We start from the raw sequence: 18,983 nt of genomic DNA, 5'->3' as shown, positions 1-18,983 counted from the left end.
TATAGAAATCGAATTCGACCTTTAGTGCTTAAAAATCAAAAAGATGCAATATAAAATTCCTTAACTTAATGACATTGGGCGTGACCCTGCAGCAGCTTTGTCGTTCCTCCTCGCCACTTTGGGTCGGACGGTACGCTATATCTTTATTTTCTTAAAGAAAGAAAATAAAGGATGCCGCTTCCCTCCCTCACGCAAACCGCACTAACTATAACGTTTGTTTTTTTGTATAAAAACTGTAAGAAAATTTTAATATATTTGAAAGAATATAAAAAAAGACAAGCAATAGCGACAATCTACCTGATTTTGGGTGTATGGACGCTATTTTATAGCGAGTGTATACAAGTTATGGGCAAGTTGAAACCGAACTTACGCAGAAAAAACTTTGAAATAATTGGTTTTCTTTACGCAAGAAATCTGAAAAGTAAGCGTAAAAATTGAAACGTAAAAAGCAGAAACTTGAAAATTGGGGTTTTCAGATTGAAAAACGAAAAGCAGAAATATAAATATCAGAACTTGAGAATTGGAATTTGACAGCGGAAGCGTGAAAAGCAGAAACTTGAAAACCGAATCGAAAAGTTTGAGTTTGAGTTTGCCGACGGCAATTTGAAAAACAAAAATTTAAAAACAACAATATAAAGAATGCAGAACAAACAGCGACACGGATGCTTAACAGCTTGGTTGATTTATTTAACAATAGCATATTCAATCGTTTCAATTACATATTTTTTTAACACGGATGAAATTTCCGAGATTTCGCCATATAAAACTTCACAAAATATCTTGTTGATTTATGGATCGCTAGGAATTCTTAGCATTGTATTCTGTATTCTGCTTTTCAAATGGATAAGATTGGGATTTTGGGGAATTCTTATTACGAGTATAATTGTACTTATAACGCAAATAATAAATGGTCATGGGATTTTCCAACCATTAATCGGATTATTTGGCATAATTGTTCTTTATGCATTATTACAAGTCAAAAAAGGAAATGTTTCAGGTTGGAATAATCTAGAATAACAACCCAGCCCATAACAGCCATTTTGAGCTAGCTGGAATTTAGTGGAATTATCGTTCCGCATCAAGCTTATGTTAAGCCGAAAATTGAGCGGTTACGAATTTCCAGCCATCTCAAAGTGGCATAACGTTATAGAGCATTTTAAAAAATCGTGCAAAAAGACAACAAATCAGAAATGAAAGGACAAATTTTTATAAATAATTTCGAAATTGGAACTGTGAATTTTAAAATTATTGACGGAAATATGGGCGCAATTGGCGGAAATTTTATTGCGGTGGAAAATTATCTAAAATTTAAAAATGAAGTTCAAAAATTAACCGACAAAAATGGAAGTGCAAACTCACAGAATTTTAACTTCAGAATCGTTGTGAAAAATATTGAATTAAATCCAGTTGGCGGAATTTGCCTTATCGACTCAGAAGAGTTTTCCGAACTATATTTAGATGCAGCCGGAATAAGCGAAAGTGAATTAAAAAAAGTTAATTATTAAAAAAAATAAAAATGGCAGCAGGCGGACCACACGATCATCCATTAACAGACATTGTGAACTTTAAACTTAAAGTTTATAATGAAGTATGTGATCAATTAGTCAGAGAAATTTCAAAATTAGTTTCGATGAACGAGCTTTATGAGATGTTTGATTGGTTTGACAATTTTTCCGCCACTAAAAGTCAACTTGAAAATTTTGAAATTGAACTGAATAAAAAATTGGAAAACTTAAAAACTACTGCAAAAAATAATGGTTGGGAAATAAAAAAAAACGCTCTATAACCACCATTTTGAGCTAGCTGGAATTTAGTGGAATTTAGTGGAATTACCGTTTCGCATCAAGTTTTCGTTAAGCCGAAAATTGAGAGGTTACGAACTTCCAGCCATCTCAAAGTGGCATAACGTTAGTAGCAAGCCGTTGACGAAAAAACTCCGACTAAAGAACTGAATTGAAAATCAAAATTTTAAAAAAGTATTCTCAAATCGGGTTGCATTGCAGAAATAAATTAAAAAAAATATGGTTGGCGCAAGAGGAATTGACGAAATACTTAATGGAAAAGATAAAATAATCATTGGAACAATGTTATTATTTATTGTGATTTTAATGTTTCTCTTAAATCACTTTGGATATTTTGAAAACTCAAGAAGAGACAAAATTTTAAATGAAGAATTTAAAACAAGCGTAATCGGAAAATATGTTGACAAAAGTAATCATATGACGCCAAAACTTAAACTAGCTAATGGAAATGAAATGATAAATTATTTTCCAAAACATAACGTTGAACTGAATATTGGAGACAGTCTGATAAAGCGAAAAAGTTCAACTGATATGCAAGTTTACAGAAATGAGAAAATTATTTATAGCATAAATCTATTAGAAAAGTAAAAACTAAAACTGAAAGCAGAAAGCGGTAAATATTGCGCAAAAAAACATGAATAAACTAGAACTTTTCTGCCAACAGCTGTTTTGATATAGTGGGGTTTTAGTGGAATTACCGTTTCGCATCAACTTTTCTGCAAAGCAGAAAGTTGAAAGGTTACGAATTCCCCACCATCTCAAAGCAGCAAAACGTTACTGGCTAGTTATGCCGAAATTACGCAGGTAATTTCGATTTGAAAATAAGCAGTTGTTTCCGCAGAAAGTTTACAAAGCAGTTGGCGGTAATTTTAAGAAATTCGAGAGAATTTAATGACGTTTTAAAAAATATAAATTATGATAAAGTTTTGGTTAATTGCTATTTTTATTATTATTATTTCAACATATATATTGTGGAAATTAACTATGAAATCACAAAAAGAAGAAACTGGTGAACGAATTTGGAGATTTGGGAATGGAAGGTCTGTTTATTGGCGTATTCTAACTTTGTGCAGTTTTGGAATAACTGTTGTAATAATGCTTATTATGCATTGGATAGGAATTCCTATTCTGTAATTAAAAATATTTTAAATAAGCAATTTAATCCCAAACCCGCTTTAGTACTAGAACAAAGCGTGAAAATTGGATTTTGCCAACAGAAACTTGAAAATTGGAATCTGAAAAGCAAAAACGTGAAAGTTGGAACTTGCCAACAGAAACGTGAAAAATTTGCGGTTTAATTGTAATTTCGACAAAATAACCAGCCAGTAACACAACAAAAAGCCGAAAAATCAACAACATTTGTTTCTTAAAAAGGAAACTTCTATCTTTACAGAAAATTAAGATTACTGAAAAATGGATTATAAATTTAAAGTTGAATTTCTTGAACCAGTTATAGAATTTTTAGAAAATCTAGACCCGAAATCTAGAGAAAAAATACTTTATAATATTTGGAAATCGAGAAGCGTAAACGACAATGAACTATTCAAAAAACTCGATGGCGAGATTTGGGAATTTAGAACTTTATACAACAAACAATACTTGAGACTTTTTGCTTTTTGGGATAAATCAGATAAAAAGGATACAGTAGTAATTTCTACTCACGGCATTATAAAGAAAACAGACAAAACCCCGAAAGTAGAAATTGAAAGAGCAGAATCATTAAGAGTGGAATATTTTAACGAAAAGAAATAAGATTATGAAAACATATAGTTTAGAAGAAGTAACGGATAAATTCGTTGGAGAAAAAGGAACAATAAATAGAGAAAATTTTGAAAATGAATTGAAAATTGATTTGATTGGTCAAACAATTAAACAAATTCGTAAAGAACGAAATTTGACACAAGAACAATTAGGAGAGCTAGTTGGTGTGAAAAAAGCTCAAATTTCAAAAATTGAGAACAGCTTAACTGACGCAAGATTCGATACGGTTATTAAAGTTTTTCGAGCTTTAAATGCTAAAATTAATTTTAATGTAGAATTATTAAATCAGAATGTAGCAACACACTAAAATTGCCGATTGCCCAACAGCTACTACAACGGATTTGGGCAATAGGCTTAATTGGAAGTTGGTTTTGTATTTGGGATGATTTGGCAAATCCGAAAATACGGCTTAATTTAGTCCCAAACCGGCAGTATTAGTGGGACGTTAGTGGTAATTTTAAAGACGAAAACGTAAAAAATAAATTGTAAATGAGTACTATAAAATATGTTCAAGCATGTAGGGATTGTTTTAGATGTGACGGTATTAATCGTCATTTAACAGATTTTGAAAGAAATCCAAAGTTAAAATTAAGAGATTATTTAACAGAATTCGAAATAATGGAAAGTATTGAGGATTGGCTAGATGATAATGATATAGTTTGTGATTTTTGCGAATCAAATAATTTAGACATTATTGACATAGAATTAGATAACCAAAAACTTTATGATTTTAATAAACTTGATAATTATTGTACTAATAATAATACTTCATTTTTTATTTTAAATTTAAGTAAAACGGTTAATCAGATTGAAATTAAAACTGGTGGAAAAAGGTTTATCGAAAAAATATTACAAACTAATTTTTATAAAAAAATCATCAATACAGTTCAAACTAGACCTAATAAAGACTTTTATGAGCAACTTAAAGGAAGTTTTTTTATTTGTGTTTCAGGCAAAAAAGATTCAATGAGTCTTGATGAAATAATAATAGAATCATATACAACTGCAGGATTGAGTAGACAAGAAATTTACGACTCATTAAACACAATTGCCAATCAATTAGGCGTTAATTTAGATGAAATGATTGGTGAAAAAAAATCAAATAATTCATTATCAAGCAAAACATTTAAAGGCTCAATGTTTGTAGCGTTTATGTATTTTGAAGAAGAAGAAATTGAAGATGGTTATCCTTTTTCTTGTGCTTATTTCGAATTAAACGAAAATACAATAATTGCTTTTGATACTAGTGAAACTTCTCCTAGTGATTTTATGCAAAACAATCAGAATGAAATATTTGCGATTGACGGATTCAAGATTTCATTGAAAAAAAATGGTAAAAACATATTATTTACAAAGAAAATTAAACAATAAAAACTACCCGACCGCGCTGATATGCCACAATAGTTACCCCGATCGCTCGGACATCTGATTTTTTCGGACAACGCTTATATTAATCCCTCGGATATTTAATTTTCGGACAACGATAGGGCGGATTTGCAATCCGAGCCCACAAAGAGAATGATTCAGCAAGAAATTATACTAGTTTAGAGAGTGAATTAGAATTTCTTTTATTAGAATTATTATGATATTATTTACGGGCACGAATTGAAAATCCGCGCTATCATGTTTAATAATTTGGCAAGAAACCCGATAGCGCTGATATGCCACAATAGTTAGCGCAGTTTTGTAAACTGTGCCCACAACATTAAGCAAATAACAAAAAATCGCTACAAAGTATAAAGCTACAACAACATAAGATGTTTGTTGAAATAATATAGAATGGGCTGGTCGTTATTTTTTAATACTTTGTGTGACTTATTTTATTTCATGAATAAACAGTCCGTTTTAAAAAAAAGAATTTTTAGTGTAGTTTAAATCACATAAGTAATAACTATGGTATAATGTCGTATTTTAAAATCAGGATAAAATCATGTAAAAATCTGATTTAAAGCTGTTTTACTTAAAGTTAATTCTTTTGACTTTACGACTTTTAAACTTTCGACTTACTTATATTCACTCAGTGACTACAAAAATACAGTTCGCTTGGAGGTTTTTATCCAGACCCATCGGAAAAACAACTGACCTTGGCACTAAGACTTACGCGAAAGAGAAACCGAAAGAAAAGTCAAAAAAAGAAAATAAAAAAAATGAAATTTAAACTTATAAATAATATTGACAAACTTGGAACATTTGGACTTTTTCTAACTGCAATTTTCTCACCTTGTTGTTTTCCTCTTTTTGCATTTGGAGCATCAGCACTTGGGCTTGGAAGTTTAGAATTATTCGGAGGTTGGACAATGTGGATTTTTCAAATAATGGTTTTGATTTCAATTATCGGAATATATATTTCGTATAGAAAACATAAATACTTCTATCCATTATTAATTGCAATTTCGAGCGGAATAATTATATTTTCCGGATATTATTTGAGTAAATCTGAAAATTCAACTTATTTAATGTATGCAGGAATGTTTGGACTTTTTATCGCAACAATTGGAAATTATTATCAAAATAAAATATACGTAAATTGTAAAACTTGTGGAATATATGAAGGAAAAACTGTTGAATTGAAATCGACAATCATATGTCCGAAATGTGGATACAAAAAAGACGAAATGATGCCGACAAATGCTTGTGAATTTTTCTACGAGTGTAAAAATTGTAAAACAATATTGCGACCATTAGAAGGAGATTGTTGCGTATATTGTAGTTACGGAAGTGTGAAATGTCCACCAATTCAAGTTGGAACAAGATGTTGCTAAAAACGAGAATAAATGAAATAAATTAGTTCTTCTTTCAACAGTTAGAGTTATGTGGCGTGGCACTAACAATGAAACTCGTTTTACACAGTCCATCCCATCCCCTTATTACGGGAGAATCCAGACCCTTCGGACGGATTTGCAATCCGAGCCCATAAAGAGAATGATTCAGCAAGAAATTATACTAGTTTAGAGAGTGAATTAGAAGTGGTTTTATTAGAATTATTATGATATTATTTACGGGCACGGATTAAAAATCCGCCTATCCTGGTTATAGGGACCCAAAAGCAGGAAAAATTTATATATATTTGGTAGCAGCCGCCCGCAAAATTAATATTCTAAATACTTAACTAATCCTATTTTATATGACAAAGCTTAATCTAATTATTCCACTCTTGATTTTGACTATACAACTAGTTAACGCACAATCAGTAGAAAGTTTAAAAATAAAAAAATACACACAAAAGAACGCAAACGAAATTATTACTGAATTCTCAGAATTTTTAAGTATCCCTAACGTAGCATCAGAGCCATTAAGCCTTCGTGAAAATGCTGATTTCATCATGTCAATGATGAATCGAAAAGGTATCAAAAATGTGCAGTTATTACATGGAAAAACTAAAAATATTCCGCCAGCCGTTTACGGTGAAGTTCTTATACCGGGTGCAAAGACAACTTTGATTTTCTATGCCCATTACGACGGCCAACCTGTAAATCCTGAACAATGGAATCAAAATCTGAGTCCTTTTATCCCAAAGTTATATACGGCAGCTATTGATAAAAACGGCAGTAACATTCCTTTCCCTTTAGATGGAAAATACAATAACGAATGGAGAATATATGCCAGAAGTGCTTCCGATGACAAAGCAGGAGTTGATGCTATTATAAATGCTTACGACGCCATTAATAAAAGCGGCTTAAAACCGAGTTACAATCTTAAATTCTTTTTTGAAGGAGAAGAGGAAAAGGGCTCAACACACCTAGATGAAATCCTACAAGAGAACGAAGCCCTTTTACAATCCGATTTATGGATAATATGCGACGGACCGGTACATCAGTCTGGGAAAAAGCAAATTTATTTTGGTGTTAGAGGAGATACAAACCTTTACTTTACGGTATATGCCTCAAAAAGGCCATTACATAGCGGACATTATGGTAATTGGGCTCCAAACCCAGCGATGATGCTAGCACAGCTGTTAGCATCAATGAAAGATAACAATGGTCGCGTGACGATAAAGGGGTTTTATGATGATGTAATACCATTAACACTATCAGAGAATAAAGCATTATTGACAGTTCCTTCTGTTGACGAACAGATGAAAACTGAGCTTGGTATAAATAGTGCTGAAATGCGAGATAAAACATTAAGCGAATCGATCAACCTGCCCTCTTTAAACATAAATGGTATGCAAAGTGGTAACGTAGGCAAAATGGCCTCAAATCAAATTCCAACTACTGCTACCGCTGTTATAGACCTGAGGTTAGTATTAGGGAACGACTGGGAAAGACAACAACAAAAAGTAATTGATCATATAATAAAACAAGGCTACTTCGTCACAAGCAACGAACCTACAGATGAAGAAAGAAATTTGTACCCTAAAATTATAAAAGTCATCCGTGATAAAAATGGAATAAATGCGCAACGCACCTCCATGGACTTAGCAATTGTCAAAAAGGTGATTTCTGCAGTTGAAGCCACAACAAAAGACCAAGTTGTACTGCAACCAACTATGGGAGGAAGTCTACCGTTATATTTATTTGAAAAATATCTAAAAACAAACACCATTTCCGTTCCAATAGCGAACCATGACAACAACCAGCATGCAGAAAATGAAAACATTCGACTTCAAAATTTGTTTGATGGTATAGAAACTATGGGGTCATTAATGCTGATAAAATAACTCTAAACGGTAGCTTATCATTAACTTAAATAATGTAATGAGAATACTTTTTAATCCTAATCACTCGGATATTTAATTTTCGGACAACGATAGGGCGGATTTGCAATCCGAGCCCAAAAAGAGAATGATTCAGCAAGAAATTATGCCAGTTTAGAGAGTGAATTAGAAGTGGTTTTATTAGAATTATTTTGATATTATTTACGGGTACGGATTGAAAATCCGCTATCGAAAGCAGTTTTGTAAACTGTGCCCACAACATTGAGCAAATAACAATCACAAATTTTTTAGAAGCTATAAACAAAATAGACTAAAGCACCTCGTTTTAACTATTATTGGAACCAATAAATAATTCGTAACTAATGAACCATCTGAACACTCAGAATTTAATGGATTCTGATACCTTTATTTTCTGCCTGGAAGCCGTTCCTAATACAGAAATTACCACCACAACTGAAGTGATTAAAAACTTAGAGCAATTGGCTTTTGAACAAGGTATAACCAGTATTTACAAAACCTGTGATACCATTGAGGGGTTAGAAGAAAGCTTAAATGCATTGCTTTATGACGACCATAATTTTAAAAATTATGAAATAATCTATTTAGTGATGCCAGGCGAAAGAAACACCATTTGTCTCAATGACTATTACTATAGTTTAGAGGAAATAGCCGAGCTTTTTGAAGGAAAAATGAAAGGAAAAATTTTACATTTTGCAAATGCAAAGGTATTGGACTTAAGCCCGGAAGAAGCACAATACTTTTTAGATATCACTGGAGCACGTGCCGTTTCCGGGTATGGAGCACCATCCAATACATTAACAAGCTGTGCCATAGACAAAGCTTTTTTTAGCTTATTTGAAGAGCAAGATAATGTTGTAGATATTGTTACCGAATTACATGAAAAGCACTTTGCCCTTTGTCAACTACTCGATTTTAGATTGTATTATTAATCTTGATAGCGCTGATATGCAATTAAAAGCGGAGTACCTATCAATTTAATAAACGCCCGCATTAAAACGCCTACGGGTATTCTATTAATTCAGTTCAAAAGCTAAATACACATTCCGGGGTTCAAATTTATTCTGGGTTTTGAACTATTAGATAAAGCAAAAAAACAGTACTCTAATTTCACAAAAAAAAGAACCTATTTAAACCAAAAATTCTAATTCTGCTTAATGGTCACTTCACGAAAGAGATTCGATTGTGAATAAGTGTTTAAAAAAGATTTATTTATTTGGCCCTCACACTCCATTCAAAATCCATTTCGGATACTTGAATTCCTTTTTCATCGGTTCCAATGGATTTCATCCAAAACGTTTGTCCGTCTCCTGTAGCAATGGTTTCTTGAATCGCCTTTTCTATTAAATGGCCGTCATTACAGGTAAAAGTGATTCTACCAGTAGCTTTCTTGGTAAAATTTCCTTTGTTATTCGCAACAAGCATCGAGATTTTTTTGCCGCTTTTTTGAATTTGAAACATTACTAAAGCACCCGTGGCAAGCTCTGCAGCCATGGCTTGCACGGCAAAATACATCGAGTTAAATGGATTTTGGTTTATCCAACGGTGTTTTACAGAAACTATACATTGGTTCTCGTCTATGGTTTTTACGCGTACGCCACAGATAAATGCCGAGGGTAATTTGAAAAACAAAAATTTATTAAGTTTAGAGGCTGTAAGTTTCATAGGTAGCTACTGTTTGTTTTTATGGGAATAGAGTGTCGCCATTCTGTATTATTCTTTGGATTTTGAATTTAGGCGCGTTTATTACCGCTAGGTTTTTTGCTAAATTACAAAAAAATACTATGCGTACATATAAAAATTATTTGTTAATGTTGTGTTAATTTTTGGTACTATGCGTTACAAGATACTATCTTTTAGATATATATTTGCATAAGAAATTACTATATACTTTTAATCATGGAAACAACAACTAAAAAAAACATCGCGACATTTACGCATTTAAGTACTTTAACGCAGTATTTCATTCCTTTTGGAAATTATATTTTTCCAATAATTCTTTGGACAACCAAGAAAGAGGAATCTGAATTTGTGGATCACCACGGAAAACAAGTGTTGAATTTTCAATTGAGTTTATTGATCTACTCTTTGGTGCTGATTATGATTGCAATTCCTTCATTTCTTATTTCGGTTTTCAAAAATGTTTCTTTCGAATCATTGATACATCATAACGACATTACACTTTCGAATTTCAACCTTGAAGACAACATTGCACTATTAACGGTTGGATTAATTTGCGTTCTGATTTTCGGACTTTTGAAAGTGGCTGAATTCTTCTTGATTATTTATGCCTCGATTAAAACATCAAACGGAGAAAAATACAAATATCCAATAACGATTCCGTTCCTTAAATAAGGAAGCAGTCAGATTAAAAGAGAACAGACGTAATACATAGAGCGAACAAACTAGCCCTGATTGAAACGACATCCTTTACTTGCTTTCTTTAAGCAAGTAAAGATAAAGTGGAAAGCAGGAATAAGCTCCGAAAAAATAAAAAGAGAATCATGCAATACGAGATTGCTTCGTTCCTCGCAATGACAAATCATCACCCGAGCCAGAAAGGAGAACTGGCACGGCAATCAAAAAATGAACCGTTTAATCAACACTAAAATCAAAAAAAGAAATTATGAACATTGAAAACACAAAAGCCCAGATGCGTAAAGGTGTTCTCGAGTTTTGCATCCTATCCGTTTTAAAAGAAAAAGAAGCCTACACATCGGAAATATTGGACACATTAAAAAACGCAAAATTATTAGTCGTGGAGGGAACCATTTATCCACTGCTGACGCGATTAAAAAACGATGGATTGCTCAACTACCGTTGGGAAGAATCCACTTCAGGACCTCCAAGAAAATATTATGGCTTGACCGAAATTGGACAAACTTTTTTAAACGAATTGAATGGTACCTGGACGGAATTGTCCGATGCCGTAAACCTAATAACCAACCAAAAACAATAGTCATGAACAAAACTGTAAATATAAACCTAGGCGGAATGTTCTTTCACATCGATGAAGATGCATACCAAAAATTGACGCGCTATTTTGATGCTATAAAACGTTCTATATCCAATTCGTCTGGACATGATGAAATCATCAAGGATATTGAAATGCGTGTTTCGGAATTATTAAATGACAAACAAAAAACAGACAAATACGTTATTGGTTTGAAAGATGTAGATGCCGTTATCGCCGTAATGGGACAACCGGAAGATTACATCATTGAAGATGACTTGAAGGGTTCTCAAAGTTTTAGTGACCACTCAAACAGACGAACTAAAAAACTATATCGCGACAAAGAAAAAGGGATGATTGGCGGAGTAGCCGCAGGATTAGGGCATTATTTTGGCGTAGATGCCGTGTGGATCAGAATCGTTCTTATCTTATTGGTTTTTGCTGGATTTGGAACTGGAATTCTCGCCTACATCATTCTTTGGATTGTAACTCCGGAGGCGGTTACTACCACTGAAAAACTGGAAATGACCGGGGAACCGGTTACCATTTCTAACATTGAAAAAAAAGTTAGAGAAGAATTTGAAAATGTTTCAGACAAAATAAAAAATGTGGATTACGACAAGTATGGCAACCAGATAAAAACAGGTGTCGGGAAAATAGGAAGTTCTTTTAGCGACTTTATCATGACTATTTTTAAAATTTTCGCCAAATTTTTAGGTGTAATTTTGATTATTACAGGAATAACAATACTGTTTTTTTTGTTAATAGGTATTTTCACATTAGGTTCCGGAATTTTTATTGATTTTCCTTGGCAAGGTTTTATAGAAGCAGGTAATTTTACAGATTATCCAATATGGGCTTTTGGATTGTTAATGTTCTTTGCTGTTGGAATCCCGTTCTTCTTCTTAGCATTATTAGGGTTTAAGCTATTGGCCCCAAACATGAAGTCTATTGGAAATATTGCAAAATATACGCTGTTTGCATTATGGCTAATTGCAGTAGCATTAGCAATATCAATTGGAATAAAACAGGCCAGTGCATTTGCCGTAGATGGGAGAGTGGTTAAGAAAGAAACCCTTAATTTAAATCCAAATGACACCCTTTTAATTAAATTCAAACACAATGATTATTTTGCTAAAAATGTGGAAGACCGTAATGATTTCATGGTAACACAAGATTCTACCGGAACAGATATTATTTACTCTAATGAAGTTAGTTTTAAAATCGAAAAAACAGAGGAGAAACTGCCTTATATTCAGATTGAAAAAGAAGCAAGAGGAAAATCGTTATCAGAAGCAAAACGAAGAGCCGAACAAATTAAATACGGTTATAAAATAATAGGCAATCAACTGATTTTAGACAACTATTTACTTACTGATTTAAAAAATAAATACAGAGATCAAGAAATAGAAATAACAGTATTTGTACCTGAAGGAACGTTGTTAAAACCAGATGCCTCTGTACAAAATTACGACAGATCTGATGATGAATTTTTCAATTTACACTACAGTTCAGATAATTACATTTACAAAGTAGAAAATTCTCAAATAAAATGTTTAAATTGTCCCGCTGATGAAAACGAGTATAATGATGTAAACAGTACCGCTCGAGACGATAGCACGGATGTTACGGTTACCATAAATAACAATGGCGTTACTGTAGAGAAAGACACCCTAAAATCAAACAAAACCAATAAAGGATTGAAAATAAATAAAGACGGGATCATCATTAAAACGAATTAGTCATGTTGAAAATCATCACCTTAATTACAAAGTTCATTCTGGTTGCCCTAACAGCCTTGTTATTCGGTTCGTGCAACCACTCCATTAATTTCAATGCAATAGAAGGAAGCGGAAATATCACCACAGAAAAGCGGCTTGTTGAAGGTGCTTTCAAAAGCATAGAGGTTAACAATGCCATAGATGTCGTTATAGAACAATCTGATAAAATTGAAATAATTGTTCAAGCAGATGATAATTTACAAAAACACATCACTACCAAAGTAGAAAATGGAACACTTGTTATTTCGTGTGATAAAAATTCTTTCATCAACATGAAATCAAAAAAAGTGACAGTAAAAATGCCTGTTATTGATGAATTAGAAGCAACAAGCGGCTCGACTATCACGAGCAAAAACACCCTGAAAGGGGAGAACATCCGATTGAATACTTCGAGTGCAGCATCGATAGATTTAAGCATCGAATCTGACAATATTACTTGTGACACCAGTAGCGGAAGTACCATTACGATTAATGGGAAAGCGCTACAGATTAAAACAACTGCATCAAGTGGTAGTGAAATCAACGCTGATAAATTATTAGCAAATGAAGTTAGTGCCGATGTTTCCAGCGGTGCGTCCATTAGCGTTCATCCTATCGTTAGCTTAAATGCTCAGGCATCCAGCGGAGGAAACATCACGTACGACATACAGCCAAAATCGATTCAGAAAAATACCAGTTCAGGCGGGAGCATCAGCCAAGAATAAGATATACTTTTGTTAAAATATAAAGAAATCATCCATCACAAGTGGATGATTTTTTTATATTTGTGTAGACACTAATTTAAATGACCATGAAAAAATATACTGTTATACTCCTGCTGCTTGTATCAACTACATTGCTATTTGCTCAGAAAAAAGAAAAAATAAAAGGATCAAAAACAGTGACTGTTGAGCAAAGAGAAGTCGGCAATTTTGAAGCGCTGCTGGTCGAAGACAATCTAGAAGTCCATCTGGAAAGAGGAGAAAAAACAGCCCTAAAAATTGAGGCTGATGATAACTTACATGGTATTATTTCTTTGGATTTAAAAGACAACACCTTGCGTATTTATACAACAAAATCAGCTGTTAACTATAAAAAAATGATTGTAAGAGTGACCTATACCAATGAATTAAACCTCATTACCGCCAAAGATGAATCGACCGTCAATGCGATACAGGAGCTTTTGTTAAACACCATTACACTAAAAGCCTATGATGCCTCCAAATTATTTGTGAATGTCAACGCAACGGATTTCTTACTTCAGGCAGATGACAAATCAAAAACAGAACTCAATTTAAAATCTGAAAACAGTACTGTCGAATTAAGCAAAAATGCAACACTTAAAGCCTTAGTTACCACAATTGATTTGAAGGTAGATTTGTACCAAAAATCAGCTGCAACCCTAGAAGGAAATGCCACAAATATGCGGATTCGACTGGATAACAATGCCTCATTCACCGGAAATAAATTCAATACAAAAAATGCGGACATAATAACTGAAAGTTATTCCAACTGCAGTTTATTTGTGGAGACGGCGGTAATTATTGATGCCGCTGGCAAATCTGAAATTCAACTTCTGGGTAGCCCAACAATAGAAATACGGAAATTTACTGATGAAGCTCAATTGGCGAAAAAATTGAAATAATCCTCTCCCCAACCCTCTCCAAAAGAGAGAGAGAAAAACCGGATTGATGTTATACAAAAAGTCCCACTTGCTATGGCAAATGGGACTTTTTCAATATTAACTTTCCTAACTATGATTATTTAGCGGCCAAATATCTTTCGGCATCAAGAGCGGCCATACATCCTGTTCCGGCTGCAGTTATTGCTTGACGATACACATGATCCGCGGCATCACCTGCCACAAAAACGCCTTCCACATTCGTTTTTGAAGTTCCGGGAGTGTTGATAATATAACCCGTTTCATCTAATGAAATGAAATCTTTGAAGATATCTGTATTTGGTTTGTGACCAATAGCTACGAAGAAACCAGTGGCAGGAATATCAAAAACTTCATTAGTTGTTTTATTTAAAGCTTTTACTCCGGTAACAACCTGCTCATCTCCTAACACTTCAACAGTATCATGATTCATCAATATGGTGATATTCTCTGTTTTGCGAACGCGCTCTTCCATGATTTTCGATGCTCTGAATTTTTCGCTTCGCACCAACATGGTTACTTTTTTACAAAGTTTAGATAAATAGTGTGCTTCCTCGCAAGCTGAATCTCCTGCACCCACGATTACTACTTCTTGATTTCTATAGAAAAATCCATCACAGACGGCACATGCCGAAACTCCGCCACCCATCTTTAAATAGTGTTGTTCAGATGGCATGCCTAAATATTTAGCGGTTGCCCCGGTAGAAATAATTACTGTTTCGCAATGCAATTCTATTGTATCATTGATCCAAACTTTATGAATATCTCCTGAAAAATCTACTTTTGTAGCCCAACCATCACGTACATCCGTACCAAAACGTTGCGCTTGTGCTTGCAATCCTACCATCATCTCCGGACCCGTTATCCCTTCAGGATTACCAGGCCAATTTTCTACTTCGTTAGTAGTCGTTAGTTGGCCACCCGGTTGCATTCCTTGGTATAAAATAGGATTCATATTTGCTCTAGCAGCATAAATAGCGGCAGTATACCCTGCTGGACCAGAACCTATAATAAGACATTTAATTTTTTCGATTGTATCAGACATAGTGATGTTTTTTTTGGATTTAACAGTGCAAAAATAAGATATTATTGCTGGAATAAAGAACTGGAAGTATCAGTTTTTGTTATGCTTTAATAAAAAAATCCATTCTGTTGAGACAGAATGGATTTTTGTCGGGGTGGCAGGATTCGAACCTGCGGTCTTCCCGCCATTGCGGGACGCTATATCCGAGCCATTAACTATTTATTTAAAGAAACCTACATCTACCAAGCGGCAGATATAATACGGCTGGAATGCAGTGAAATGAATGAGAGAGCTTTCAGCGGAATGAAATGTAGCGTTAAGCGAACAAATGACTGTAACGAAATGAAGCGGTATTATGGATGCATAAGCCCGACCGAACGAAGGAAGAGAACGTGTGAAGATGAGGAACGAACAGCGGAAAAAATGAGGCTGCCTATTTTTTGGCTGCCTTATTTTTTTGTGCTGTGAAGTGTCTGTGGAATGGAGGAAGGTACGACCGACTGGAACAGCCGAACGGAACAAAGGGAACGACCGCAGAGAGACCGCTTGATTGCCCTTTCTTTATTATATAGTTGTTTCAATTAATTTGATCATTTGCTCATTTTGTCTAAAGGTTCTAAAATGTTTAAGTCTAATTATCTTATATTCGTTATTGTAAAACTGTTCAAAATTATATTGTAAAACGGCTTCCAAGTTGATTCATCTGATTGTCTATATGAAAGTATAAGCCTATGCAATCTATCATTATTCTGAAAGCTGTACATATTTACTAAAACAAAAGGGTTGCTATTAAGTTGTCGCAAATACGACACTTTCAGTGCTGTCTTTCCGTTTACTTTAACTATTGATATTCCGTACCACTTAATTATTTTTAGCCCTGTTCCTGCAAATGATTGTTGAACTTGACTTTTTATCTCTTGGTTTAATTCATTTATCTCGGCTTGAGTCGCTGAATAATTTGTATTTAGTTTTTCATAATCACCATTTTTACCAATATCGGTTTCTAAAATTACTCTTGCATAAGAAGAAAAACCACTTTTTTCTAAGTTGTTAAGTCCTTTTTGTTGAAAGACAATGCGATTGCCTGATATTTCAAACCCAAATTTCTTCTTAAAATCTTTTTGAAACTCTTGAGCAAGTTTCTTGTAATTACCTGATTGTATTTCCATTTTTTGTGGAATGGAAATATAACCAATGTCTGAAAGTTTATAATTTACAAAATCTACTGTTTGAGCAAAGCAGAGATTTGATAAAAGTATTGTTGCTAATAGTGATAAAGTTTTCATATGATTTGCTTAATAGAAAATTTGTTGCTTTTTTTGTTAAGTTTTTTTTGGCAGTGAAGCTAGAGATATTCAGAGCCACAAATCACCAAATTTCTTTTATGACTTATTTATAATTCATAGAGTGCCTGTAAATGAGTAATTTAATTTATTATATTAAAGAAATTTGGACTTCTATCTTACTTTTAGGGTTTTAATAAATCAATTTAAAGGTTGTGTTGTATAAAAACCTGTTAATTCCTTTTTAATAAAGTTTGCCTGTTCTGTGCAATTCTCATCTGTATAAAAATGAAATTTATTTATTTTATCAATACAGAAATTAAATCCATTTTTATTTAAATAATATTCGCCATTAGAATTTGTTGCATACCAATAAATAGTGTTTCCTGTAAAAGAATCGGGTAATATAACATCCTGATAACTTTTAGAATAAATTCTTACCCAACCTATAGATTCCCATCCTCTGTCATAAAAAGCATATGCTAAAGAAATCGTATAGTTTGAATCATTTCTAAAATTTACAGTTTTAGTTTGTGCTACAACTGCAACAGTATCAACTACCACTGCAACAGTATCAACTGCTACCGCAGTGGTATCAATGGTCACATCATCAAAGTTAATAGCTGTAGTATCAACAACTACTGCTGTAGTATCAACAACTACTGCTGTAGTATCAACTGTAACTTCTGCATTGTCGTCATAATTTGATTTTTTACTATGGTAAATAATAAAAGCAAAAACAATAATAACGATTACCGCGAATAAACCAATCCACATTCCTGAATCATCATTTCCAGGAGGTGGCGGGGATGGTATGACTGGAGGAGTAGGCGGGACCGAACTATTTATAGGACTTTTGTAAACTGGTTCTTCAAAAGTTATGTGAATATCACTTGAAAATTCATTGATTGTTCTGGTTTTTGATTTTGTGCCAGAAATAATTTTTATTTCTTCATTAATATATTCATATTTATTTATTGTAAGAGGAGTGTTTCCAATTGATGCAAAATCTTTATTTCGTACCGATGCACCACTAGGTGATGATGTGATTTTTAAACGAGCATATTGATTTGTATTGTTTCCTTTTGAATGGTCTATTTTACCTGTTGTGTTATTCTCATTGTCCGATTCATCCGTCACATTATCAATTAAGGAGTTCTCTTGACCAAAAAAACTTAATTTATCAATATTAGAAGTATTTAGTGACAATTGTAATTTGGCAATATAAAAATTTAAAGAAGGTTGATTTAAATTTGAAATTCTTTGAAATAGATTGGAATGATTAGGATTGCTAAAATCACCTCCAACAAACAACATATTGTCTAAAGTGTTAAAGCCACCTTGCATCGTTTCTTTCCAAAGTGTTTTATCAAATTTCAAAGCTTCGAGAGCACATAGTATTACCCAAAACGAAAAACGATCTATTTTTTCATTGAAAGCAAAATTACTTCTGTGAGGATGTTGAAATTCAGACCTACCTCTTTCCTTTTGTTTTCCCCCTCTAAAATTAGGAATAAAAAGACCATCATAGTCAATTAATTTAATTTTTGGCTTGCCATTTACTTCTTTAACAATAATATTACCGCATTGAATATCGCCGTGGGCTATTCTGTTTTCTTCTAAATTATTGCTGATTTTTACAAACTGTTTTTGAAGTTTGGAAAGAATTTCATTATTGTTAAGATTATTGTCAATGTATTTATTTAATAGTTTTCCGTCTACCCAGTCCATTTTAAGAACGGGAAAATACTTACCATCAACTTTAATCTCATTGTCTAAAAATTGTATGTTTGTCTTCCAACTTTCATCAATATCCTTCAAATAATTGTCAATTTTACGGTATCTCTCAACATAATCATCATCGGAGCCAATAAAACATCTTATTGCAATTTCTTTATTATTTTCTAAAGCTTTAAAAACTACAGCAAAAGAACCTGAACCAAAATTATAAATTTTAATGGGGGAAGTTTTAGCTGGTAAAAAAAATAAATTATTTAAGGTACGAAAGGCACTAGATCCTTGTTGTTGAATTACCCTGTTATATTGAGATAATGTTGGAAACATA

18 protein-coding genes and 1 pseudogene are annotated in these 18,983 nt (G+C 33.2%); 15 read left to right on the top strand and 4 right to left on the bottom strand.

Translation table 11 applies throughout. From position 1 onward, the window contains the following. Window positions 1-1,190 precede the first annotated feature (1,190 nt). The 10 genes and pseudogenes from EKL95_RS07545 to EKL95_RS07500 all read left to right on the top strand — a co-directional run bounded on the left by EKL95_RS07545 (window position 1,191) and on the right by EKL95_RS07500 (window position 9,170). On the top strand, window positions 1,191-1,505 hold the full coding sequence (locus EKL95_RS07545; protein ID WP_126563880.1) for a hypothetical protein: 315 nt from the start codon (window positions 1,191-1,193) through the stop codon (window positions 1,503-1,505). An 11-nt stretch (window positions 1,506-1,516) separates the two neighbouring features. Further along, window positions 1,517-1,786: a hypothetical protein gene (locus EKL95_RS07540; RefSeq protein ID WP_126563879.1), complete on the top strand. Its 270-nt coding sequence runs from the start codon at window positions 1,517-1,519 to the stop codon at window positions 1,784-1,786. Window positions 1,787-2,021: 235 nt separating this feature from the next. Next, window positions 2,022-2,390, top strand: a complete 369-nt coding sequence (locus EKL95_RS07535; RefSeq protein ID WP_126562981.1) for a hypothetical protein — start codon at window positions 2,022-2,024, stop codon at window positions 2,388-2,390. Window positions 2,391-3,215: 825 nt separating this feature from the next. Beyond that, window positions 3,216-3,554: a type II toxin-antitoxin system RelE/ParE family toxin gene (locus EKL95_RS07525; RefSeq protein ID WP_126563877.1), complete on the top strand. Its 339-nt coding sequence runs from the start codon at window positions 3,216-3,218 to the stop codon at window positions 3,552-3,554. A 4-nt stretch (window positions 3,555-3,558) separates the two neighbouring features. Next, the gene (locus EKL95_RS07520; RefSeq protein WP_126563876.1) at window positions 3,559-3,870 is read left to right on the top strand and encodes a helix-turn-helix domain-containing protein; all 312 of its coding nucleotides are present in this window, start codon (window positions 3,559-3,561) and stop codon (window positions 3,868-3,870) included. Window positions 3,871-4,052: 182 nt separating this feature from the next. After that, window positions 4,053-4,934, top strand: a complete 882-nt coding sequence (locus EKL95_RS07515) for a hypothetical protein (protein ID WP_126563875.1) — start codon at window positions 4,053-4,055, stop codon at window positions 4,932-4,934. 776 nt (window positions 4,935-5,710) lie between these two features. Beyond that, window positions 5,711-6,055 (top strand): annotated as a pseudogene (locus EKL95_RS15145) (MerC domain-containing protein); the annotation flags it as partial. Window positions 6,056-6,106: 51 nt separating this feature from the next. Then, window positions 6,107-6,325 carry a GDCCVxC domain-containing (seleno)protein gene (locus tag EKL95_RS15140; RefSeq protein ID WP_231507379.1) on the top strand — a complete coding sequence of 73 codons (219 nt, stop codon included), beginning with the start codon at window positions 6,107-6,109 and terminating at the stop codon, window positions 6,323-6,325. Window positions 6,326-6,687: 362 nt separating this feature from the next. Next, window positions 6,688-8,223, top strand: coding sequence for a M20/M25/M40 family metallo-hydrolase (locus EKL95_RS07505; RefSeq protein WP_126562982.1), 1,536 nt, complete (start codon window positions 6,688-6,690; stop codon window positions 8,221-8,223). 386 nt (window positions 8,224-8,609) lie between these two features. Further along, entirely contained in the window at window positions 8,610-9,170 is a 561-nt protein-coding gene (locus EKL95_RS07500) for a DUF6642 family protein (RefSeq protein WP_126461601.1), read from the top strand. Window positions 9,171-9,450: 280 nt separating this feature from the next. Here the strand turns inward: EKL95_RS07500 and EKL95_RS07495 are convergent, their stop codons facing one another. Then, the gene (locus EKL95_RS07495) at window positions 9,451-9,903 is read right to left on the bottom strand and encodes a DUF4442 domain-containing protein (RefSeq protein WP_126461413.1); all 453 of its coding nucleotides are present in this window, start codon (window positions 9,901-9,903) and stop codon (window positions 9,451-9,453) included. Window positions 9,904-10,137: 234 nt separating this feature from the next. Here EKL95_RS07495 and EKL95_RS07490 point away from each other — a divergent pair, with 234 nt between their 5' ends. The 5 genes from EKL95_RS07490 (at window position 10,138) to EKL95_RS07470 (ending at window position 14,596) form a co-directional block, all read left to right on the top strand. Beyond that, a complete protein-coding gene (locus tag EKL95_RS07490; protein WP_126563874.1) occupies window positions 10,138-10,593 on the top strand; it encodes a DUF4870 domain-containing protein in 456 nt (151 codons plus the stop codon). 271 nt (window positions 10,594-10,864) lie between these two features. Continuing rightward, window positions 10,865-11,197 (top strand): PadR family transcriptional regulator, encoded by a 333-nt coding sequence (locus tag EKL95_RS07485; RefSeq protein ID WP_126456245.1) that lies wholly within the window; start codon window positions 10,865-10,867, stop codon window positions 11,195-11,197. A gap of 2 nt (window positions 11,198-11,199) precedes the next feature. Continuing rightward, window positions 11,200-12,933 carry a PspC domain-containing protein gene (locus EKL95_RS07480; RefSeq protein WP_126563873.1) on the top strand — a complete coding sequence of 578 codons (1,734 nt, stop codon included), beginning with the start codon at window positions 11,200-11,202 and terminating at the stop codon, window positions 12,931-12,933. A gap of 2 nt (window positions 12,934-12,935) precedes the next feature. After that, window positions 12,936-13,676 carry a head GIN domain-containing protein gene (locus EKL95_RS07475; protein WP_126456241.1) on the top strand — a complete coding sequence of 247 codons (741 nt, stop codon included), beginning with the start codon at window positions 12,936-12,938 and terminating at the stop codon, window positions 13,674-13,676. Between the two features lie 86 nt (window positions 13,677-13,762). Next, window positions 13,763-14,596: a GIN domain-containing protein gene (locus EKL95_RS07470; RefSeq protein ID WP_126563872.1), complete on the top strand. Its 834-nt coding sequence runs from the start codon at window positions 13,763-13,765 to the stop codon at window positions 14,594-14,596. A gap of 115 nt (window positions 14,597-14,711) precedes the next feature. On the opposite strand, the gene trxB is transcribed toward EKL95_RS07470, so the two are convergent. The 3 genes from trxB to EKL95_RS07455 all read right to left on the bottom strand — a co-directional run bounded on the left by trxB (window position 14,712) and on the right by EKL95_RS07455 (window position 18,982). Further along, window positions 14,712-15,656 carry a thioredoxin-disulfide reductase gene (trxB, locus tag EKL95_RS07465; RefSeq protein ID WP_126456237.1) on the bottom strand — a complete coding sequence of 315 codons (945 nt, stop codon included), beginning with the start codon at window positions 15,654-15,656 and terminating at the stop codon, window positions 14,712-14,714. Window positions 15,657-16,270: 614 nt separating this feature from the next. After that, a complete protein-coding gene (locus EKL95_RS07460; protein ID WP_126563871.1) occupies window positions 16,271-16,921 on the bottom strand; it encodes a hypothetical protein in 651 nt (216 codons plus the stop codon). Window positions 16,922-17,119: 198 nt separating this feature from the next. Beyond that, entirely contained in the window at window positions 17,120-18,982 is a 1,863-nt protein-coding gene (locus EKL95_RS07455) for a DUF1036 domain-containing protein (RefSeq protein WP_126563870.1), read from the bottom strand. Window position 18,983 lies beyond the last annotated feature (1 nt).

The organism is Flavobacterium sp. LB2P53 (assembly GCF_003970305.1).
In the GTDB taxonomy this organism is placed as follows: Bacteria; Bacteroidota; Bacteroidia; order Flavobacteriales; family Flavobacteriaceae; genus Flavobacterium.
Note: the sequence above shows the minus strand (reverse complement) of the source record. Positions and strands in the feature narration are given on the sequence as shown.